This is a genomic window from Marinococcus luteus, from assembly GCF_900106595.1.
GTDB classification, from domain to species: Bacteria; Bacillota; Bacilli; order Bacillales; family Marinococcaceae; genus Marinococcus; species Marinococcus luteus.
In genome coordinates this window covers 953,584-971,385 of record NZ_FNNC01000001.1, presented here as the reverse complement: position 1 = coordinate 971,385, position 17,802 = coordinate 953,584, and the positions used below count along the sequence as shown (strand labels likewise).

Here is a 17,802-nt window from a genome sequence, read left to right as displayed (position 1 = left end):
CCTGTTCTAACCGTAAAGGAAGCACACCGGATTTTCTTCCGGTGTTTTTCTTTATCATTATGCCTGCCCTGAAGCTGCTAAGCCAGGGAGTTAAGAGGAGAACATCCATTCATGAAAACGCTCATATATTCATATGCCGGGCGCCGCAGTTCTAAAAAGAAAAAAGGTAAGGCGGTACTTTATTCCCTGGGGATTATATTTCTGATGAGTGTTGCTGCGGCTCTCATGTATGTGCTGTACATGCTTTTTCCGGCAGCGGAAAGTGACGGGGAAAAACAGACCGTCGTTATTGAACAGGGAACCTCAACAAAAGCAGCAGCTGAGTATTTGGAAAATCAGCAGCTGATCAGGAATGCCGTTGTGTTTCAATATTACAGTTATTTACGGCCGGACAGCCTGAAAGCCGGTACATACCGATTATCCGCTTCGATGAGTGCCGGGGAAATTGCCCGTACGCTTGAAGCGGGGCAGCAGGCCCAGGAACCGGTTGTTTCCATCACCATTCCGGAAGGCCGGTCTTTGGAGCAGATAGCACGAATCAGTGCGAAGGATGCTGATTTTTCAGAAGAAAAGTTTATGGAAACCGCCACAGATGAAGCATTTATTCGCTCTTTAAGTGAATCTTATTCATTTATCCCGGAATCAAATAGCGAAAACGGTTTGCGCTATGCCCTGGAAGGATATTTATCCCCACAGACGTATGAATACTACGGTGAATCCCCGGATACTGAAGCAGTAGTGAAAGATATGATTGAACGAACAAACGAAACTATGGTAGAATTTTCGAACCAAATCTCCAACAGTCCCTGGACCGCCCGTGAAATATGGACCATCGCTTCCATTGTAGAACGGGAGGCGGGTCGGGCAGAGGATCGGGCCCCGATTGCCGGAGTGATCGAAAACCGGCTTGGGAAAAACATGCGTCTTGAGATGGACCCTACAGTGGCCTATGCTCTCGGCGAACACAGGCTTCGTACTTCCTTCAATGATCTGCAGGTGGCTTCGCCGTACAACACATACCGAAACCGGGGCCTGCCGCCAGGGCCGATTGCAAGCCCTGGCATACAGTCGGTCGAGGCAGCTTTGAATCCTGAAAATACAAAAGCCTTATATTTTTATGCCCGCCCGAACGGAGAAGTTATTTATAACGAAACGTACGAGCAGCATACACGCACCCAGAGAAAATTTGAAAGCGAATGGGAGAATCAATAGCTAGGAAAGCGGGCGAAAAAATGCCGGACATAAACAATCATTTTAATGAGTACCGGAAAAAGTTGGGCATCGGGCCGCCGCCGTGGTTTGAAGAAATGATTGAAGAAGCAGAGCGCGATCGTATACCGGTCATGGACGAAGAGGCACTGCAATTCATGATCGAACTTCTTCAGTTAAAAAAACCGGCATCGGTTCTGGAGATTGGCACTGCGATCGGCTATTCTGCTTTGCGAATGGCGGCTGCCCTTCCCGAAACGTCCATCGTGTCGGTGGAAAAAGACGAAGAACGTTACAGGCGTGCAGCATATTACCGGTCTGAAAGTCCGTGGCAGGAGCAGACTACGTTTATTCTTGGCGATGCTTTAAACCTGCAGGGAAAATTTTCAGAAGGAACGGCGTTTGACGCAGTATTTATAGATGCTTCCAAAGGACAATATCAGCAGTATTTTCAATTATGTGAACAGTTATTGGCTCCGGAAGGGCTTATTATTAGTGATAACGTATTGTTCCGCGGTTTGGTTGCTGACCCGGAAGCAGATATTCCTGAACGATTACAGCCGATGGTGAAAAAAATACGGGCGTACAACCGCTGGCTGGTGGAAAGAAAAGACTTTCGCACTAATATTTTTCCGGTTGGTGACGGTGTGGCAGTAAGTGCCCGGTTTCCGGAAGCAACTGGTAGTATAACGTAAAATACTATAAAAGTGAGCCGAAATATGATACATTTTTATACTGAATAGAGGAGTGAAAATATGCCAGAAGAAAAACAGCATTTTATGACAGAAGAAGGCAGAAAAAAGCTAGAAGAGGAACTGGAATATTTAAAAACTGAGCGGCGCCAGGAAGTCGTAGAGCGTATAAAAATTGCAAGAAGCTTTGGCGATTTGTCCGAGAATTCGGAGTACGATGCTGCCAAAGATGAACAGGCTTTTGTAGAAGGACGCGTAGGCCAGATTGAGCAGATGCTTAAAAATGCTGCTATCATTGAAGAGGACACAAGTAATAATTCCGTGGTGTCGCTCGGAAAATCAGTGCGGTTTAAAGAACTGCCAAATGGTGATGAAGAAAGCTATACGATTGTCGGAAGTGCAGAGTCTGATCCGCTTGAAGGGAAAATTTCCAACGACTCGCCGATGGCCCAGAGCCTGCTCGGACGCCAAATCGGGGAACAGGTGACGGTTTCAACACCAGGCGGGGATATTGAAGTCGAGATTATTGAAATTGCCTAAAAGTCGGTCATCAGCAATGAAAACTTAAGCACGGCGCCCTGCTTTGAGGATGTAAATCATAGGTCTATATTCCCTCGTTTTCCGGAAATATTTCCTTTATGATAAAACATGTTACGTTCTCTCTGTAGGGCGTGTTTTTGTACTATTAAAGCAATACATACGATAGGGGCAGGTGAATCATAAGATGTCGAACAACAACTATAACGACGACTCCGGCTCGCGCTTTCAAAAGAAAAGAAAAAAGCGCATGAATAATGTTTTAAATGCTGCTATTGGTGGTGTAGCAGTACTCATTCTGTTCTTTGGAATTCTATTATTGTTTTTTAACAATAATAACGAACAGGCTGAAGATAACGGGGAAGAAATGGCAGATTCAACGAATACCGAAGAAGAGCAGAATGAAGGCGGACCGGAGGATAATCCGGACACTTCTTCTACAGAAGAAACCCCGGAAAATAATGCAGACGAAGAAGATACAGAAGAAGAAAGCTCAGAAGAAGCAGAAGATACCTCTGAATCTGATTCTTCCTCTGAGTCCGATTCCTCTACAGAAGAAGAACCGGCTGCTTCTTCAAACGATGAAGGCGAAAGTGACTCCTCTGAGGAAAACACTGCCAGTGAAGACTCTTCAGATGAAGAGAACAGCAGTACTTCCGAATCAGAAGACAGTGAGAGCACTGATACGGAAGCGACTCAGGAAGACGGAGAATACGAACCGGTAGGCACTGAACAGGAAAACTTTACGGCTGACTTCAGTGAAGGCGGCCAGAACTGGGAAGAAATGGAGGATGCCGTAGAGGCTGCCACTGGGCTGAGATCGACAGAAGGCAACAGCACGGTGCTCTGGAGACTCGAAAATGGAGGATCGCAGGATACTGCAAGAGCAGTGATCAGTGAAGACGCCAGCAGTGAAAATCCATACGAAGTACGCATGGAGTGGGTGGAAGGCGAAGGCTGGAAACCGACAAGCGTCGAACGTCTCAGCAGTAACCAGTACAACTAGAGAAAAACCGGCTTTCCCCAGGAAAGCCGGTTTTTCTCTATATTGCTCAGATTAAATTAAGGGGCGGGGACAGCGCGGAAATGAACGACAGCGGTGTAAATTGAACGTCCGTTTTCTGAACGGGTGTGAGCATGGTGCTGAACGTGATGAACCCCGAGCATCATAGCCTCATTTTGTTCGATCTTTTTTTGAATATCTGTTTCCAACTGCTCGAGGGACGACGATTCAAAAAATTCGACCTTGTCCCGGATTGTTTGCAGGTTTAAGGACATATGTATTCTCCTTTGCGTTATAATGTACAGGGTAGTTTTACCAGTAGTTATAATTGTAAATGATAAAGGTGGGTCCGCCAATGCGTTTAGGCATTATTGGAGCAATGAAAGAAGAAGTGGAATATTTAAAAAGCTTAATGGAAAATATTGAAGAAAAAGAAACCGGAGGCTGCTTTTTTTCTTTTGGACGCTTAAACGGCCATGAGGTAATTCTTTTGCAGTCGGGTATTGGAAAAGTAAATGCAGCTATTGCCACTTCACTTTTAATCGGGCTGTATAAGCCTGAAGCTGTGATTAACACAGGGTCAGCAGGGGGATTTAATCCGGACCTTTCTGTGGGCGATGTGGTGATATCCACAGAGGTGCGTTACAACGACGTGGATGCGACAGTATTTGGCTATGAATTCGGGCAGGTGCCAAATATGCCGGCAGCTTACCCTGCAAGCCGTGAATGGATAGAAAAAGCAGAAGCAGCTGCATTGCAGGTGGACTTGAATACGCGGACAGGACTGATTTTGTCCGGGGACTCGTTTATGAGTAAGACGGAGCAGGTGGACAGCTTAAAAGCCCATTTTGACGAACCTCAGTGTGCGGAAATGGAAGCAGGGGCAATTGCCCAGGTATGCTACCGGTTTTCCTGCCCCTTTGTAGTTATCCGTTCGCTCAGCGATATTGCAGGCAAAGAAGCAAAGCAGTCCTACGATGAATTTTTAAAGCATGCTTCGAAGCAATCGGCTGACATGGTGATTGCTCTTTTAGCACAGGCATGAATCCGCCGGGGCGGCGGTTAGCGGAGAAGAGAAACGGTATGGCGGATAATTTGTGCCGTCAGTCCCCAAATAACAACATCCTGATAGTGATAAACAAACTGGGGCAGCGTTGTCGTGTTTGTGCGGTACGTTTCTTCATTCGGTATTAATGAAGTAGGGAAAGTTTCTGAAAAACGCATGCCCATGTAAACATTATGCTTTTCGGGCTCGTGCTTTAAAAAGAACTCAAGCGGCACGGTGAACAGTTCATCCACCTCTGACGTATTAGGGGAAAAATCACCCGCGTAATCAACTTCTCCGATGTAAGGGTAGACTATTCGTTGAAATGGCTGTACTACAACGTCCAAAGCGCCCCATACATCCATCGCATGAGAGGGGATCCCAGTTTCTTCTTCGAATTCGCGAAGTCCTGCAGCAAGAGGAGTAGAGTCGGAGGCATCGATTTTTCCGCCCGGAAAACATATTTCTCCCGGCTGAGACTGCAGCGACCATGCTCGGCGCTCAAACATTATATGATATTCATCGTGCAGTTGAAGCAGGGGTACTACTACCGCTGCTTTTCGCATATGCTCTTCGCCCATTATAGCGGCGGAACGTGTGCGAATTCTATTTTTCCAATAGCGGGCATTGTCCATAGTATCCTCCTTCTGGGGTATCGTTGTTTTTCCTTCTCCCTAACGTGGTATATATATTTACAGGTACTATATTACAGGAGGGATAAAGATGTCAGAATCAGAACGTCTTAAAAATAAAGTGAAAGAAGAAAAAAAACAGGAACCGGATAAAAAGCCGGGGAATGAAGAGCCGCCTACGAGCAGTGAAGACCCAATTCCGCTGGCAGATATGAAATACGAAGAAGAAGAAAACAGAAACAAACACAATACTAAGAAACGTTCCGGCAGTGAAGACAAAGATGGCTGACGCTGGCCGGCGTGTAAATGAAATCCCGCTTCTCTACTGAAGCGGGATCATTTTATATTGCACGGCACGGCGCTGAGAGGCTGAAATATTATTTTTTGATATAATGATGAAACCAGTCGATCATATGGACCAGCCGTTCGATCCGCAGAGCGGGAGGGCCAGAGCGGCTTAGTTCGTGATTGGCTCCTGGAAAACGGAGAAATGAGACCGTTTTGTTTAAATATTTCATGTTAATAAACAGCTGTTCCGCCTGTTCAATCGGACAGCGGTAATCGTTTTCGCTGTGCATGATCAGTAAAGGCGTATGGATATCTTTGACGTAGAGGAGAGGAGAGTGGTGCCAGAGCTTTTCCGGATCCTGATGGAGCGGTACACCAATCTCCCAGTCTGTAAAGAAAAAGCCGATATCACTCACTCCGTAAAAGCTGAGCCAGTTTGAAATGGAGCGCTGGGTGACGGCTGCTTTAAAGCGGTCGGTATGACTGATCATCCAGTTTGTCATAAAGCCGCCATAGCTTCCTCCGGTTACTCCCAGCCGGTTGCGGTCGACAAACTCATAGCTGTCGACTGCATAGTCCAGAATCGCGAGCAGATCCCCGAAATCTTTCCCGCCATAATCCCGGCGGCAGGCGTCGGCGAAAGCCTGGCCATAGCCTTGGCTTCCCCGTGGATTGCTGAACAGGACGCCGTAGCCCTCCGCAGCAAGCAGCTGAAATTCATGAAAGAACGTATGGCCGTACATAGCGTGAGGCCCTCCGTGAATCTCCAGAATCAGCGGGAACGTCTGTCCTTCTTCGTAATCAACAGGATACATAATCCACCCGTGGACGTCCCAATGATCGTCTGTACGGACGGAAAGAGTTTCGGGAAGGGAAAGATCAACTTCTTTCAAAAAGCTGGCGTTTACGTCTGTGAGCCGGACACGGCGTTTGTCCTCAAGTCGCCGGCTGTAGAAATCTCCCGGGTTGGAAGGATCACTGATGCCAAGCACAAACTGCTCGTTTTTAGGATGAAAGGAGAACGAAAAGACGTGGTTGTCCTCATCATGAACAGCGGTGATTTCATTATGCATATCCATTTGATATAAACCAACTTTTCCATTTTCGCTCGCCAAAAAGTAAATATGTTCCTGGTCGCTCGACCATACTGGCTTATCGGAAGTATGACCGGTTCTGATATCGCCGATCATATAGTCACCTATTTGGACGTCCCACTTTAATGTCATTCCTTTTCGTTCTTTTGTTAATGGGTTGATCAGCCAGATTTGATTAATCGTGGCGCTTTTATATTCCAATTCGTGGCCTGTGCACGCTATCCAGGAGCCGTCCGGCGACCAGCTGGCATTAGTAAACGTACCGGCAGAATCCGTTAGTTTGGAAATTTCTTTTGTTTCAATGTTGAGCGTATACAGGTCCTGGACCGGAGAAATATCTTCATCGCTGTTTCTGTTTGCCGAAAATACAATAAACTGGCTGTCAGGAGACCAGTCAGGAGAGTAGTGGTCGTAGCTGCCGTTAGTAAGCAGAGAGGTGTCCTCCCGGTCGAATCGAAACAAACCAATGTGTGCGCGTCTGCTGTGATGAAAGCCCCGGCTGTCTGATTTATAACGGAGACGGTCGATTTTCACAGGAGAAGAAAAATTATCCGAAGAGCCTTCCTCGGTGGTGAAAATGTCTTCTTCAGGGGCCTGTTCCGTTTCAAACAGCAGTTTCTGGCTGTCCGGTGACCATACTGGATTGGAGGCGCCGTGTTTAACGAAAGTAATCTGCTTCGGCTCTCCTCCTGAAGTGCTCATCATCCAAATTTGGTTAAGGCCCGAGCGGTCAGACACAAAAGCAAGGCTGGAGCCGTCCGGGGACCACCGCGGCGAAAAATTTGCATAAGACCCAAAGGTCCACTGAACAGGAACGTCGTCTGTTAAGTATTGCGTGTATATATTTGAATAGTAGCTGTTCGTATCACTTTGAATACATTTTTGTACAAACGCATACCGCTCGCCGTCGGAAGAAAGGCGGGCATCATCAACGACGTGAATACGTTCTAAATCTTCTGCAGATAAAGGTCTTTTCATAGACAAGGTAATGTCCTCCTCGTAGTATACCTGTGAGTCCGTTCGTTATGGAAAGGTTTCACGTATGTAGTGTGCTTTTTTAGTATAGTAAAACGTTTCGCAAAAAACAATCAAACTGCAGGAATGAAAGCTTCAGGAAAAAAGAGTGGAAGAACATCTGACATACATAATGAAAACCCCGCAGTAACTATGTACACTAATAAATAACAGGAGGCAGATGCTTCGTTCCAACATTTACATTGTTGCCTTTTGCAGGGACAATCGAAATGGATCAGCCGGTGTGGCTTTTCATTTTGGAGCAAGTCATTTCCTGTAAGCCGTGAATAACAGGCTCTCCTTTAGGCATCACTCTCTCTCCCTTTGAAGCTGCAGGCATAAGTGCCTGCAGCCTTTTTTTTTGAACAGGGCACCCTCTGTGGGGAATAAGGATAAAAAAACGCAGAGTAGGAATTACTCTGCGTCACTGCTTTCGTTGTATTCAAATATAATAGTATCATGTTTTCGGCTGAAGCTGACGTGCAGATTATGCGCGCGCAAATACCAGCTGTCTGCGTCTTCCACAAAAAAAGTGAGGCCTTCTTCCTCTGTCGATACTGCGGGCTTCTCCGGGCTATCAAGAGCAATACCCATGGAAAAGCCGGGATAAAGCTGCGGAGAACCGCCGTAACGAACGTAAAATCTGACAGAATCGCCGCTCTCAATATTAAGTTCTTCTTTCATCCATTTAACCGCGGGACGGGTAATTGTTATATCCATATGCAAGCTCCTTCAAAGAATGATATAGAATTGTTCCCTTATTCGCACTGGAAGAAACACCAAAGAACTCCAAGAAAAAGCAGCCTTTCTGAATCAGAAGGGCTGCTTTTAAATATTTATGTTAGTTCACAGCGTCTTTCAGCTGTTTGCCTGGGCGAAATGCAGGGTTTTTCGTGGAAGGAATCTTAATTTCTGCACCTGTTTGTGGATTACGCCCTTTACGAGCAGCACGCTCGCGTACTTCAAAGCTTCCAAATCCAACTAACTGGATTTTGTCGCCTTTTTTCAAAGTTTCTGTGATGCTGTCGAATACAGCGTCTACAGCTTTGGAAGCGTCTTTTTTCGAAAGCTCAGCCTGGTCTGAAACTGCGTTGATTAAATCCGTCTTGTTCATGAAAATACTCCCTTTCATTCCATAAATTTAGAGTCTTTCATACCAAATTAACTCATGAAAAGCCCGGTATGTCAACCCTTCCATTTATTTTTGTAGGTTTCTAAGAAGAAAAGCCAGAAATAAAGCAAATATATTTTAAAAATACTTCCATTATTCTGGTTTTTTTCTTAAATCCTATCATAACAAGGGTTTGATAAGAATTCCAGTATTTATGAGAAAAAGATTGAATATCAAAAAAACTGGACCAGATAAACGGTCCAGTTTTTCCTTATTGATCGTTATCGTTTTTTTCTTCGTTGTAGTGTCGATTCTCTTCCCTGGATCGGCTGAGAGCGTCCTGTGAGCTTCCCTCTGCCAGCGGAACGCCGGCATTATACGCTGCTCTTGCGATCAAGTGGCCACCCACAGGTGCCGTCACAAATACAAATACAAGGGTCAGCACGAAGCGGAGGCTGAAGGTCTGTGTGTGTACCATGAAAAACAAAAAGGCACCAAGGACAACACACAGCACCCCTAAAGTAGCCGCCTTCGTTGCAGCGTGCGAGCGTGTGAAGATATCCGGAAGACGGAGCAGGCCGACAGCGCTTATGATGCTGAAGGCCGCTCCAAAAAGGGCGAGCAGTGCTACAATCCAGTCAACTATCTCGGTCATGCTCAATGACAACACCCTTTTCGATATATTTAGCAAAGGCTACCGTGCCGATGAAGGCCAGGATCGCAAGCAGCAGCATCACTTCGATGAACGCCCTCGTATTCAAAATAATGCAGAAGAGAGCTGTTAGACTAATCAGCTGTATACCGATAACGTCGAGAGCAATAACGCGGTCCGGCATCGATGGCCCTTTAAAAACCCGGTACAGTGTGGCCAGAATGGATATGGTGACGAGCGTTGCTGCTGTGATATAAATCGCATTTAATATCATTATCTGCTGACCTCCCTAATCGCTTTTTCGAATGAATTGCGGATTTCTTCTTTAGCCGCCTCTACACTCTGCAGGTCCATCGCATGGATAAACAATGAACGGTTATCCGGAGCAACTTCGACTACCAGCGTTCCAGGCGTAAGAGTAATTAAAAGCGACAGCAGTGTTACTTCCCATTCGTGCTCAAGAGTGGTTTCCATTTCAAAGATCCCGGGACTGATGTTTAATTTAGGACTCAGAATCTGTCGGGCGACAGAGAAGCTGGACAGGATTAATTCTTTAAAAAAGATAAGGACCAGCACCAGGGCCGCGTAGACCCGGTGGAAATACAGTCTCTCCCGGAAAAAGCCCCGCATGAAATACAGAACGAGAAGACCAAGAAAAAAGCCGCTGATAAAGGATGCAAACGACCATGCATCATTAATTATCATCCAAAGCAGGGCCATAGCAAGATTGATCATAATCTGAAAAGACATTATGAATTCCCCCCTAACACAGCTTCAACATAGGCACGGGGATTGACCAGCGTTTCTGCCGCGCTTTCCACAAAAGGATACATGATTTCGGCGCCGAAGCCCATGAATGCAGACAGCGCTACAAGAAATACGATTGGAGGCATCTGCGCTTTAATACTGCCGTGCTGCTCTGCATGGGTAAGCATCGGTTCTCCCAAAAAGCCCTGCAGGAAAATGCGTATTACGGAATACAAAACGAGCAGACTTGCGACCATCATGACCGCCACGACAATATAATGTCCGGCTTCGGCACCACCGACAACGAGCATCAGCTTGCCGGGAAAGCCGCCGAGGGGCGGAACGCCGGCAAGAGCGAGGGCGGCAATGAAAAACATCCAGGTGAGAAGCGGGTGGTGCTTAATCATTCCCCCCATACCTGAGAGCTTGCTGGTGCCGGCTGCAGTAATCAGCGCCCCGATAATCAGAAACAGGGCTGCTTTAATGACAATATCATGCAGCAGGTAGTAGATGGCTCCTACAAACGCATCACTGTTCAATGAAGCGACACCGAATAGAATAAACCCAACAGCTACAATAACATTGTATACTAAAATCAATTTAACATCTCTGTAAGCAATCGCACCGATAACCCCAATAATCATCGTTACTGCTGAAAGTACAAGGAGAATGGTGTGTGTAATGGCTGTATCTTCGTTAAAGATAACGGAGTAGGTTCTAAAAATGCTGTAGATGCCGACCTTGGTCAAAAGAGCCGCAAATATCGCCCCGATGGCTGTCGGAGGCACCGAGTATGATCCCGGCAGCCAGAAGTAAAGAGGGAATAAAGCTCCTTTTAGTCCGAACACGATTAAAAACAAAATGGCAATAACCGTTATGATCGGTTCAGAGCCTGCTTCACCGACCCTTTCACTGAGCTGGGCCATATTCAGCGTACCTGTTACAGCGTACAGATATGCAACGCCAATAACGAAAAAAGCGGAAGAAACAACGTTTACAATAACGTAGTTAAATGATTCCTTCAGCTGTGTTTTTGTACCGCCGTGGCCAATCAAAGCATAAGAGGCTAAAAGAAGAACCTCGAAACAGACAAACAGGTTGAAAATATCACCAGTCAGAAAAGCCCCGGACACCCCGGAGATTAAAAACTGGAAAAAGGCGTAGTAGTAATATTTTTCCCGTTCCACTCCAATGGTGCTGAAAGAGAAATAAATAATAGGCAGAGCCACAAGTGCAGTAGTCGTCGTTAAAAGCACGGCTAATGAATCCCCTACCAGAACAATGCCAAACGGAGCTTCCCAGCCGCCGAGTTCAAGAGTCATGATTCCGTTGGACAATATGTACGTAAGCAAAAAGATATTGACGCCAATCAAAATCAGGCTCGTAATAAATGCCCAGGTGCGCTGGGCGGTGACATGCTTTGGGAAAAACAGTGCCACGATCCCTGCGATGAGAGGGACAAGGACCGGAAGGATCAGCCAATTACTCATCAGTATCAGTTCCTCTCAGTTGGTCAGTCTCAGCCGCCCCGGTCACTTTGTACGTACGGTATCCTAAAACAAGAATAAAAGACGTTACTCCAAAGCTGATAACGATAGCTGTCAGTATCAGTGCCTGGGGAAGCGGGTCTACATAAGTGTCAGCTTCTAGACCAAGCAACGGTGGGGCGCCAGTCTTCAGCCCCGCCATGGTCAAGAGCAGCAAATGGGCTCCGTGGCTTAAAACTGAGCTGCCAATAATAATGCGGATTAAGTTTTTCGTCAGTATTAAATACAAACCGACAGTAAATAAGAAGCCGGCAAGGATAGACATAATTATTTCCACTATTTATCCTCTCCGATCGTTTGAATAATAGTCATAGCCGTTCCGATAACCACCAGATAAACACCCAGGTCGAAGGCAAGGGTCGTCGTCAGTTCCAGTTCACCCAAAACGGGGAAATGAAAATACCCGAAGGTTTGTGAAAGAAACGGTACCGAGAAGAAAAATGAGCCTACGCCGGTACCAACAGCAAATACAAGACCGATGGCGGTCATAAGTTTGTAATCAATTGGCAGAGCCCGGCGGACCGTTTCCATATCGAAGGCGAGAAGCAGAAGCACTAACACAGCGCTTGTCATCAGTCCTCCGATAAAACCGCCTCCTGGCTCCTGGTGGCCGTTGAAAAAGATATAAACTGCAAACAGAAAGATGAGAAATGAAATGAATTTCGTTACTGTCTGCAGGATAATGTCGTTGTACTTCATTTATTCTCCCCTCCTGCCAGCCGTAATTTAATTAAGGAGTACACTCCGAGGGAGGCGATAGCTAATACGAGAATTTCAAGCAGGGTATCAAAACCGCGGAAATCCACTAAGATAACGTTAACGACGTTATTGCCGCCTGCTTCTTTGTAGCTGTTCTCTAAAAAGTAATCAGAAATTGCCGGAAACAGCCTGGTGCCGCTGGCTGAAAGTCCGATGAGTGTGACGGTGAGTCCGACCGTGGCTGAAATAACAAAGTTGACCGCATGAAATTTCGTTTCCTTCAAAGCATCGAAAATCTGCGGGAAATGATAGAAACAAAGTAAAAACAGCGTCACCGACACGGTCTCAATCGTCAGCTGGGTCAGTGCCAGGTCCGGCGCGCGGAACAATACGAAGAACAGTGCTACCGTATAGCCGAGCGCGCCCAGGGAAATGACCGCCTTCAACCGGGACCGTGTAAACATAAGAATAAGGGAAGACCCTACTAGCACCAGTGAGAGAATAGCTTCATAAGGACTAACCGGAACCATATTTTCGACATCAATGGTAAATGCTCCGGTACCAAAAAGAGAGAAAAGGAGCAGTACCACCGTGAAAGAGAAAATATATATAAAGTAATCTCTAACGAGCCCGGTCATATGCCAGGACATTAAGGCATGAGAAGAGCGGTCGAGCCCTTCAAGAGAACGGTTGTATGCCTGGTTAAACAGACGGTTTTCCGGAAAGATGACGTGCATTTTATTCCATTTTTGCAGTGCCAGGAATATGGCCGTACCAAGCAGGACAACGCCGATAGTCATAAATAGTTCCAGGGAAAAGCCGTGCCAGAAGTAAATGTCCACCCCAAATGACCCTGTCTGGGCAAGCTCAGGCATAATAGAAGCCATTGCCGGTTCGATAATCGTTGGTACGAGTGTATTCGGGAAAAAGCCGATAAACACGACAAGAGCTACGAGAATGAGGGGAGACAAAAGCATGCCAAACGGAGCCTCGTGTGGTTTGGTTGGAAGCTTTTCCTTTTGAAGTTTGCCGGTAAAGGTCCGGAAAACGAGCATCATACAATAAACGAAAGTAAAAATACTTGCTGTCCAGGCGACAATCGGAAGCAGAATACCGATGGAATCTACGCTGTACTGCGGGAAGTGGGTAATTTCCACCATGGACATGAAAAACATTTCTTTACTTAAAAATCCATTGAACGGCGGCAGGCCAGCCATGGAAAAGCCGCCGATAACAGCGATAGTAAAGGAAATCGGCATTAATGTCATGAGGCCGCCAAGCCGCCGGATGTCCCGTGTGCCTGTTTCGTGATCGATGATACCTACCATCATAAACAGGCTTCCTTTGTAGGTAGCATGGTTAATTAAGTGAAAAATAGCAGCTGCCACCGCAATTGTATAGGCGTTGTTGTCGATACTGTCATAGTGAAGCGCTGCAGCCCCGGCGCCGAGCATCGATAAAATCATTCCGAGCTGACTGACCGTGGAGTATGCGAGAATACCTTTTAAATCGGTCTGGCGTATTGCAGAAAGCGATCCCCATATGAGAGTAAGAAGTCCGAAGCCGGTGACAAGCCAGAACCAATAGGCACTGACCGCGAACAGAGGGGTCATGCGGGCAACTAAATAAATACCCGCCTTTACCATTGTCGCGGAGTGCAGGTAAGCACTGACCGGCGTCGGAGCTTCCATCGCGTCCGGCAGCCAGATATGAAATGGAAACTGGGCAGACTTTGTAAACGCCCCGAGCAGGATTAGAAGCATAGCCGGCAGAAACAGCGGGCTATCGGCGAGCTGGTCCGAAGCTTCCAGAATACCGCGAATGCTGTATGTGCCGGTTACAGAAGCGATCAGTACAAAACCAACTAAAAGGGCAAAGCCACCCATGACGGTGATAAGCAGTGATTTCAACGCACCGTAGCGTGATTTTTCTTTCGTATACCAATAAGAAATCAGCAGAAACGATGAAATGCTGGTGATTTCCCAGAATGTATACAAAACGATTAAATTATCTGACAATGTAAGGCCGAGCATAGCACCCATAAAAAGAAGCAGATATGTATAAAAGTTATTCAACTGCTCTTTATGCTTATCCAGATAATAGATGGAATACAAAACAACGAGAGCTCCGATTCCTGTAATCAGGAGCGCAAATAAAAGGCCGAGGCCGTCCACATAGGCAATATAATTAATGCCTAAGGAAGGAATCCACTCGAATGTTTTCATGACGGAGCCTGTGCCGGACACCTCCGGAAGGTAGCTCAAAAAGTAGCTGAAAAGAATAATGGGAACAATAAGTACGAACCATCCTGTATGTATACGCGGAATAAATTTATACAGAAGAGGCACCAGCACAGCAGCCAGAAACGGTGCAATGATGGCAAGGTGTAAAATAGTAAACATGAAGAACCTCCTTGTTAGTTTCGGTCGCCACTGAATTCTTTTCACATTATAGCGTATATCTAAACGCCTTGCATTAGAAGCGAATCCCGGAAACATCAATCATTTCAAACACATATATAGGAAGAGAGAGGGGACGCTTTTCACAATTTTTTTCTATATTTCATTACGTGTCTAAAGAAAATTGAAAAAAAAGCTTCTGACGGTTATACTTGCTGATTGTACGGCTTATGACGGAAAACAACGCCAGATTATTGCGATATTTGAATAAGGGTTTGTTAAAATAGAAGAAATAAGTGCGTTTTATATTACAGTCAGATGCAGGCTGAAAGTTAAAGCAAGCCTGCTCGAAGGGGGACGGGATTTTGATTAAGCGATTTATGCCAAATGAATACCTGCCGAGTGTTTTAGATCTCGATCTGGAACACCTGCGTGAAAATAATATTAAAGGTATTATCACTGATTTGGATAATACTCTGGTAGAATGGGACCGGCCGGATATAACCAACGAGCTTGATGACTGGTTTTTCTTTTTACAGGAGCAGGGGTTTCAGGTAACTATTGTTTCCAACAATTCCGAGCACCGTGTCCGCTCATTTTCAGAGCCAAATGGCATTCATTTCATTCATTCGGCCAAAAAACCGATGGGACGGGCGTTCCGAAAGGCGACCAGACGGATGGGATTGAAAAAGCGAGAAGTGGTTGTAGTCGGTGACCAGGTTCTGACAGATGTGTTCGGGGGAAACCGGGCCGGATTTTACACTGTCTTAGTCGTGCCGGTGGCCCAAAATGACGGCTTTCTGACAAAAATCAACCGGAAGGTAGAACGCCGGGTAATGAAGCGTTTGAAAGACAGAGGATTAATTCAATGGGAGGATACACAATGACCGAAGAGCTGCACTGCGCCGGATGTGGGGCGCCTATTCAAAATGAGGATAAAAATAAAGCCGGGTACGTCCCGACCTCAGCGCTAGTGGACAGAGCGACAGTGATCTGCCAGCGTTGTTTTCGTTTGAAGCATTATAATGAAGTCCAGGACGTGGACATGGAAGATCAGGATTTCCGTGATAAGCTGCATGAGCTTGGCAGAAAAAAAGCGCTTATTGTAAAAATTGTTGATGTGTTTGATTTTGAAGGCAGCTGGATTCCTGGATTTCAAAGATACGTCGGAGACAACCCGGTACTGCTGATGGTTAACAAAACGGATCTGCTCCCGCACTCTTTAAATGAAAACAAGCTTCTCCACTGGATTCGCCGCCAGGCAAAGCAGCAGGGATTAAAGCCGAAGGATGTTGTTTTGCTGAGTGCCAAAAATAAACAGGGTATCCAGGAAGCTGCTTCAAGCATTGAAAAGCTGAGAAACGGCAGAGACGTGTACGTTACCGGATGTACAAACGTTGGTAAATCTACATTTATTAACGCACTGATTGCTGAATTCGGAGAAAATGAAGAACAGGACATCACCACTTCTCATTTTCCGGGAACGACGCTTGACATGATTGAAGTTCCTTTAGATGAGCAGGCGAGTCTGTATGATACCCCGGGACTTATCAATGATAAGCAGTTCGGGCGCAAACGGAGTCTTAAGGAGCGAAAAGAGTTTATCCCTGAAAAGGAATTAAAACCGAAAGTGTACCAGCTTGAAAGCGGACAGACGATATTTATCGGCGGTTACGTGCGTATGGATTTTGTCGAAGGCGACCCTAATTCATTTGTTGTGTTTATGTCCAACCGGCTTCCGGTGCACCGCACCAAGCAGGACAACGCTGACCGCCTCCACCCGGAAAGGGTCGGGGACGTATTGAAGCCGCCGTACCGCGTGGAAGACGCGCCGGAATTAACGAAGCACCGAATTGAAATTAAAGAGGAAAAGACAGATATTGTCGTGCAGGGGCTCGGATGGATTACGGTAACAAACCCCCGTGCTTCCGTGGATATTTACGTGCCGGCCGGCACAGGGGTATCAAAACGGGAGGCGGTGATTTAATTGCCAAAAACGCTTCTCGGCTTAATCGGCCATCCGCTCGGGCATTCGCTGTCACCGCAAATGCATAATGAGCAGTTCGGAAAGCTTGGCGTCGACGGTTACTACCATTTGTTTGATATGCCGGAAGAAGAGCTGCAAAAGGGCATACAGGCGCTTCGGCAGCTCGGGGCTGCCGGCTTCAACATTACCATCCCCCACAAAGTGAATGTGATGGACGATATCGATAAGCTTGATCCCTCGGCCAAAAGAATCGGTGCGGTGAACACGGTCGTAAGAGAAAATGATGAGCTTGTCGGATATAATACGGACGGGGAAGGCTATCTGGAATCTTTACTGGCCGTGCGTTCATTGGAGCAGATCAAAAATGCAAATATCCTCGTGATTGGAGCGGGCGGGGCAGCGCGGGCAGTATGCTATGCGTTAAGCCTCCGAAGCCCTGAGAGCATTACTATCGTAAACCGTACGCAGGAAAAAGCAGAACAGCTGAAAAACCACCTGGAAGATATAGCAGCCATCAAAACAGCGTCGAAAGAAGAGGCAGAAAGCAGGAACGGGGAGTACGATATACTGATTAACACTACTTCTATTGGGATGAGCCCTGAGGTAAACAATTCCCCCTGGATTCTCGAGAATGTAAAGGCTTCTGCATTATGCAGTGATCTTATCTACAACCCATGGGAAACCAGATGGTTAAAGGATGCCCGGGAGGCAGGGCTCGACACATTGAATGGAAGTGGAATGTTTGTTAACCAGGGAGCGCTTGCGTTTAAGTACTGGACGGGGAAGGAACCGGACCGTAAAGCAATGCAGGCACTCGTCGAAGATCATTTAAAAGGAGAAAATAATGCTGAATAATAAACAAAAGCGTACCTTGCGCAGAGAAGCACATTCGTTAAAGCCGCTTTTTCAAATTGGAAAAGAAGGCATGAATGAACAAATTATTAACCATGTAGACGAAGCGATTGAAAAAAGAGAAATTCTGAAGGTGAACCTTCTGCAGAACTGCATGGAAGACAAGCATGAAGTGGCATCTGAGCTTGCCGAAGGTACTGGCTCTGAAGTCGTGCAGGTGATCGGAAACACGATCGTACTGTACCGGAGATCAAAAGACAATCCTGGGATTGAACTTCCAAAGTAAACAAGGAG

22 protein-coding genes are annotated in these 17,802 nt (G+C 46.3%); 10 read left to right on the top strand and 12 right to left on the bottom strand.

All coding sequences use genetic code 11. The features are described from left to right. Window positions 1–111: 111 nt before the first annotated feature. The 4 genes from mltG to BLV22_RS04880 all read left to right on the top strand — a co-directional run bounded on the left by mltG (window position 112) and on the right by BLV22_RS04880 (window position 3,444). A complete protein-coding gene (gene mltG / locus BLV22_RS04895) occupies window positions 112–1,212 on the top strand; it encodes an endolytic transglycosylase MltG (RefSeq protein WP_091611993.1) in 1,101 nt (366 codons plus the stop codon). 20 nt (window positions 1,213–1,232) lie between these two features. Next, window positions 1,233–1,904 carry an O-methyltransferase gene (locus tag BLV22_RS04890; protein ID WP_176967651.1) on the top strand — a complete coding sequence of 224 codons (672 nt, stop codon included), beginning with the start codon at window positions 1,233–1,235 and terminating at the stop codon, window positions 1,902–1,904. Window positions 1,905–1,964: 60 nt separating this feature from the next. Continuing rightward, window positions 1,965–2,441 carry a transcription elongation factor GreA gene (greA, locus tag BLV22_RS04885; RefSeq protein ID WP_079476887.1) on the top strand — a complete coding sequence of 159 codons (477 nt, stop codon included), beginning with the start codon at window positions 1,965–1,967 and terminating at the stop codon, window positions 2,439–2,441. A 184-nt stretch (window positions 2,442–2,625) separates the two neighbouring features. After that, window positions 2,626–3,444 (top strand): YrrS family protein, encoded by an 819-nt coding sequence (locus BLV22_RS04880; RefSeq protein WP_091611987.1) that lies wholly within the window; start codon window positions 2,626–2,628, stop codon window positions 3,442–3,444. Between the two features lie 56 nt (window positions 3,445–3,500). Here the strand turns inward: BLV22_RS04880 and BLV22_RS04875 are convergent, their stop codons facing one another. Continuing rightward, on the bottom strand, window positions 3,501–3,716 hold the full coding sequence (locus BLV22_RS04875) for a DUF2536 family protein (RefSeq protein WP_091611984.1): 216 nt from the start codon (window positions 3,714–3,716) through the stop codon (window positions 3,501–3,503). 80 nt (window positions 3,717–3,796) lie between these two features. Between BLV22_RS04875 and mtnN the strand changes: the two genes are divergently transcribed. Continuing rightward, window positions 3,797–4,486, top strand: coding sequence for a 5'-methylthioadenosine/S-adenosylhomocysteine nucleosidase (gene mtnN / locus BLV22_RS04870; RefSeq protein WP_091611981.1), 690 nt, complete (start codon window positions 3,797–3,799; stop codon window positions 4,484–4,486). 17 nt (window positions 4,487–4,503) lie between these two features. Here mtnN and BLV22_RS04865 read toward each other — a convergent pair whose 3' ends face one another. Continuing rightward, window positions 4,504–5,121, bottom strand: a complete 618-nt coding sequence (locus BLV22_RS04865; RefSeq protein ID WP_091611978.1) for an NUDIX hydrolase — start codon at window positions 5,119–5,121, stop codon at window positions 4,504–4,506. An 88-nt stretch (window positions 5,122–5,209) separates the two neighbouring features. Between BLV22_RS04865 and BLV22_RS04860 the strand changes: the two genes are divergently transcribed. Beyond that, entirely contained in the window at window positions 5,210–5,407 is a 198-nt protein-coding gene (locus tag BLV22_RS04860; RefSeq protein ID WP_091611975.1) for a hypothetical protein, read from the top strand. Window positions 5,408–5,495: 88 nt separating this feature from the next. Here the strand turns inward: BLV22_RS04860 and BLV22_RS04855 are convergent, their stop codons facing one another. The 10 genes from BLV22_RS04855 to BLV22_RS04810 all read right to left on the bottom strand — a co-directional run bounded on the left by BLV22_RS04855 (window position 5,496) and on the right by BLV22_RS04810 (window position 14,672). Then, window positions 5,496–7,478: a S9 family peptidase gene (locus BLV22_RS04855; RefSeq protein ID WP_091612313.1), complete on the bottom strand. Its 1,983-nt coding sequence runs from the start codon at window positions 7,476–7,478 to the stop codon at window positions 5,496–5,498. 450 nt (window positions 7,479–7,928) lie between these two features. Continuing rightward, window positions 7,929–8,234, bottom strand: a complete 306-nt coding sequence (locus BLV22_RS04850) for a HesB/YadR/YfhF family protein (protein WP_091611973.1) — start codon at window positions 8,232–8,234, stop codon at window positions 7,929–7,931. 121 nt (window positions 8,235–8,355) lie between these two features. Further along, a complete protein-coding gene (locus BLV22_RS04845) occupies window positions 8,356–8,628 on the bottom strand; it encodes an HU family DNA-binding protein (RefSeq protein ID WP_022793829.1) in 273 nt (90 codons plus the stop codon). Between the two features lie 268 nt (window positions 8,629–8,896). After that, window positions 8,897–9,280, bottom strand: coding sequence for a monovalent cation/H(+) antiporter subunit G (gene mnhG / locus BLV22_RS04840; RefSeq protein WP_176967650.1), 384 nt, complete (start codon window positions 9,278–9,280; stop codon window positions 8,897–8,899). Then, complete coding sequence (locus tag BLV22_RS04835) at window positions 9,264–9,548, bottom strand: Na(+)/H(+) antiporter subunit F1 (protein WP_091612310.1); 285 nt, start codon at window positions 9,546–9,548, stop codon at window positions 9,264–9,266. The genes mnhG and BLV22_RS04835 overlap by 17 nt, the downstream gene beginning before the upstream one ends. 2 nt (window positions 9,549–9,550) lie before the next feature. Next, window positions 9,551–10,027 (bottom strand): Na+/H+ antiporter subunit E, encoded by a 477-nt coding sequence (locus tag BLV22_RS04830; protein ID WP_091611967.1) that lies wholly within the window; start codon window positions 10,025–10,027, stop codon window positions 9,551–9,553. Then, on the bottom strand, window positions 10,027–11,514 hold the full coding sequence (locus BLV22_RS04825; RefSeq protein WP_091611964.1) for a Na+/H+ antiporter subunit D: 1,488 nt from the start codon (window positions 11,512–11,514) through the stop codon (window positions 10,027–10,029). Before BLV22_RS04825 ends, BLV22_RS04830 begins: the two co-directional genes overlap by 1 nt. Next, window positions 11,507–11,848 (bottom strand): Na(+)/H(+) antiporter subunit C, encoded by a 342-nt coding sequence (locus BLV22_RS04820; RefSeq protein WP_022793834.1) that lies wholly within the window; start codon window positions 11,846–11,848, stop codon window positions 11,507–11,509. Before BLV22_RS04820 ends, BLV22_RS04825 begins: the two co-directional genes overlap by 8 nt. After that, window positions 11,848–12,270: a Na(+)/H(+) antiporter subunit B gene (locus BLV22_RS04815; RefSeq protein ID WP_091611961.1), complete on the bottom strand. Its 423-nt coding sequence runs from the start codon at window positions 12,268–12,270 to the stop codon at window positions 11,848–11,850. The genes BLV22_RS04820 and BLV22_RS04815 overlap by 1 nt, the downstream gene beginning before the upstream one ends. After that, on the bottom strand, window positions 12,267–14,672 hold the full coding sequence (locus tag BLV22_RS04810) for a Na+/H+ antiporter subunit A (protein WP_091611958.1): 2,406 nt from the start codon (window positions 14,670–14,672) through the stop codon (window positions 12,267–12,269). Before BLV22_RS04810 ends, BLV22_RS04815 begins: the two co-directional genes overlap by 4 nt. Before the next feature lie 365 nt (window positions 14,673–15,037). Between BLV22_RS04810 and BLV22_RS04805 the strand changes: the two genes are divergently transcribed. Genes BLV22_RS04805 through yhbY form a run of 4 tightly spaced genes read left to right on the top strand, consistent with a single transcriptional unit; the run spans window position 15,038 to window position 17,794 of the window. Continuing rightward, a complete protein-coding gene (locus BLV22_RS04805; RefSeq protein ID WP_091612308.1) occupies window positions 15,038–15,556 on the top strand; it encodes a YqeG family HAD IIIA-type phosphatase in 519 nt (172 codons plus the stop codon). Further along, on the top strand, window positions 15,553–16,656 hold the full coding sequence (gene yqeH / locus BLV22_RS04800; protein ID WP_091611956.1) for a ribosome biogenesis GTPase YqeH: 1,104 nt from the start codon (window positions 15,553–15,555) through the stop codon (window positions 16,654–16,656). The genes BLV22_RS04805 and yqeH overlap by 4 nt, the downstream gene beginning before the upstream one ends. Next, on the top strand, window positions 16,657–17,511 hold the full coding sequence (aroE, locus tag BLV22_RS04795; RefSeq protein WP_091611953.1) for a shikimate dehydrogenase: 855 nt from the start codon (window positions 16,657–16,659) through the stop codon (window positions 17,509–17,511). After that, a complete protein-coding gene (gene yhbY, locus BLV22_RS04790; protein ID WP_091611950.1) occupies window positions 17,501–17,794 on the top strand; it encodes a ribosome assembly RNA-binding protein YhbY in 294 nt (97 codons plus the stop codon). The genes aroE and yhbY overlap by 11 nt, the downstream gene beginning before the upstream one ends. The last annotated feature ends 8 nt before the right edge of the window (window positions 17,795–17,802 follow it).

What these genes read in the sequence shown, in the direction of transcription:
- mltG (WP_091611993.1), top strand. Translation starts at nt 112, where the DNA reads ATGAAAACGCTCATATATTCATATGCCGGGCGCCGCAGTTCTAAAAAG.
- BLV22_RS04890 (WP_176967651.1), top strand. Translation starts at nt 1,233, where the DNA reads ATGCCGGACATAAACAATCATTTTAATGAGTACCGGAAAAAGTTGGGC.
- greA (WP_079476887.1), top strand. Translation starts at nt 1,965, where the DNA reads ATGCCAGAAGAAAAACAGCATTTTATGACAGAAGAAGGCAGAAAAAAG.
- BLV22_RS04880 (WP_091611987.1), top strand. Translation starts at nt 2,626, where the DNA reads ATGTCGAACAACAACTATAACGACGACTCCGGCTCGCGCTTTCAAAAG.
- BLV22_RS04875 (WP_091611984.1), bottom strand. Translation starts at nt 3,716, where the DNA reads ATGTCCTTAAACCTGCAAACAATCCGGGACAAGGTCGAATTTTTTGAA.
- mtnN (WP_091611981.1), top strand. Translation starts at nt 3,797, where the DNA reads ATGCGTTTAGGCATTATTGGAGCAATGAAAGAAGAAGTGGAATATTTA.
- BLV22_RS04865 (WP_091611978.1), bottom strand. Translation starts at nt 5,121, where the DNA reads ATGGACAATGCCCGCTATTGGAAAAATAGAATTCGCACACGTTCCGCC.
- BLV22_RS04860 (WP_091611975.1), top strand. Translation starts at nt 5,210, where the DNA reads ATGTCAGAATCAGAACGTCTTAAAAATAAAGTGAAAGAAGAAAAAAAA.
- BLV22_RS04855 (WP_091612313.1), bottom strand. Translation starts at nt 7,478, where the DNA reads ATGAAAAGACCTTTATCTGCAGAAGATTTAGAACGTATTCACGTCGTT.
- BLV22_RS04850 (WP_091611973.1), bottom strand. Translation starts at nt 8,234, where the DNA reads ATGGATATAACAATTACCCGTCCCGCGGTTAAATGGATGAAAGAAGAA.
- BLV22_RS04845 (WP_022793829.1), bottom strand. Translation starts at nt 8,628, where the DNA reads ATGAACAAGACGGATTTAATCAACGCAGTTTCAGACCAGGCTGAGCTT.
- mnhG (WP_176967650.1), bottom strand. Translation starts at nt 9,280, where the DNA reads ATGACCGAGATAGTTGACTGGATTGTAGCACTGCTCGCCCTTTTTGGA.
- BLV22_RS04830 (WP_091611967.1), bottom strand. Translation starts at nt 10,027, where the DNA reads ATGTCTTTTCAGATTATGATCAATCTTGCTATGGCCCTGCTTTGGATG.
- BLV22_RS04825 (WP_091611964.1), bottom strand. Translation starts at nt 11,514, where the DNA reads ATGAGTAATTGGCTGATCCTTCCGGTCCTTGTCCCTCTCATCGCAGGG.
- BLV22_RS04815 (WP_091611961.1), bottom strand. Translation starts at nt 12,270, where the DNA reads ATGAAGTACAACGACATTATCCTGCAGACAGTAACGAAATTCATTTCA.
- BLV22_RS04810 (WP_091611958.1), bottom strand. Translation starts at nt 14,672, where the DNA reads ATGTTTACTATTTTACACCTTGCCATCATTGCACCGTTTCTGGCTGCT.
- yqeH (WP_091611956.1), top strand. Translation starts at nt 15,553, where the DNA reads ATGACCGAAGAGCTGCACTGCGCCGGATGTGGGGCGCCTATTCAAAAT.
- yhbY (WP_091611950.1), top strand. Translation starts at nt 17,501, where the DNA reads ATGCTGAATAATAAACAAAAGCGTACCTTGCGCAGAGAAGCACATTCG.